This is a genomic window from Pseudomonas sp. GW822-FHT02D10 (assembly GCF_058802345.1).
On sequence record NZ_JBXAOB010000034.1, the window covers coordinates 1 to 1517 of the forward strand.

Sequence of the window (1517 nt, forward strand, 5' to 3'; positions counted from 1 at the left end):
TAGCGCAAAGTGCCCCAGCCCTGGTGTTCGGTGATCAGCCGATCTTGCTGGTCGTACTCGAACTCCAACGGGTGGTCGTGACCGTCATCGACGCTGACCAGTCGGCCGAGGCGGTCGTAGCGATACTCGACGTTGACGCCATCGGGCAGGGTCTTGACCAGCAACCGCCCTGCCGCATCGCGCTGGTAAGCGGTGATCAACGTTGAGCCGTCGTCACCGAATTCGGTTTTCTCCAGCAGATGGCCGTTGAGGTCGTAGGCGTAGGCGGTGCGGCGGCCGTCGAAGCCGGTTTCCTGTCGGATCAGCCCGCTGGGCGTGTAGTCCAGCTGATACTTTTCGCCGGACTCGTTCTCGATTTCTGTCAGCAACAGCTGCGGATTGTCGTAGCGATAACGCAGTTGCGTGCCGTCGGCATTGATCCGGTGGCTGACCAGGTGCAAGTCATCGGCGTATTCGTAGCGCGTGACACGGCCCAGTTCATCGCGTTCGGCGGTGATTTTTCCGTAGGCGTTGAAGCTGAAGGCGCGGTTGGCACCTGTGGGAAGCGTTGTCTGAATCAGTCGTCCGACGGCATCCCATTGGTAGTGAGTGACGGCAGCGTGTTCGTCCTGGCGGGTAATCTGCCGACCCAAAACATCGTAGGAAAACCGGCGCCGGCCGCCGTCTGGCAGTTGCTCTTCGATCAGTTGCCCGAGGTTGTTCCAGTTGAAAACGTGGCGGCTGTTGTCCGGGTAGCGAATGGCAACGAGCTGACCCTTGGCATCGTGGCTGTAGTGAGTGACATGCCCGTCGGGATCGGTCGCTTCGGTGATGTCACCCTGAGCATTGCGCTGATATGTCCACACGGCCTTGCCGCGATACCGCGCATGCAGGAAACCGTTGCGGTACTCGTAGGCTGTCGGTTCGTCTTCCGGCGGAATCAGCGCGACAAGCCGTCCGACTTCGTCGTAACGGTATTCAGTGACAGCCCCCAGCGGATCCTGCTCGGCAATCAACCGACCGTTGTCATCGTAAGCCTTGAGATGTTCGCCTCCATCCAGCTCGACCTTACGCACCAGCCGCGCCCGATCGTCATGGACGTAAACCTCTTCGCTGCCATCGATATTCAGGACGGTGACACTGCCCTGGTCATCCCAGACATACCGCGCGTCCATCTGCGAAAACGACGCCCAGTGCCGAATGCATCGGGCAGCCTTACCGGACCTTTCCCACTCCCAGAAGAAGCTCGCGCCACCGGCCAGTTGCCGCTGCAAAATCACGTGCTGATCGTCGTAGTCGTAGCGCTCGTTTTCGCCGGCGGCGTTGGTCGCTTCGATCAGTTGATCGCGTTCGTCATAGCGATAGGCGACCAGCGTTTGCTCGGTCTGCCACGCTTCATCAAGGTTGTCGGCCGGGCGAAACACCTGATAGTCGATGGCGATCAGGTGCTGGCGGTCGTAGCGCAACAGCAAGGCGCGACCGGCGCCGTTGTCGAGGCGCTTGATGCGTTCCTGACGGTCGCGGGTGATGCGCAGTCG

The 1517-nt window shown here is 60.6% G+C and carries 1 pseudogene; it reads right to left on the reverse strand.

What is annotated here, in order from left to right:
• Window positions 1-1517, reverse strand: a pseudogene (locus tag AC1RPZ_RS27295) (type IV secretion protein Rhs); the annotation flags it as partial.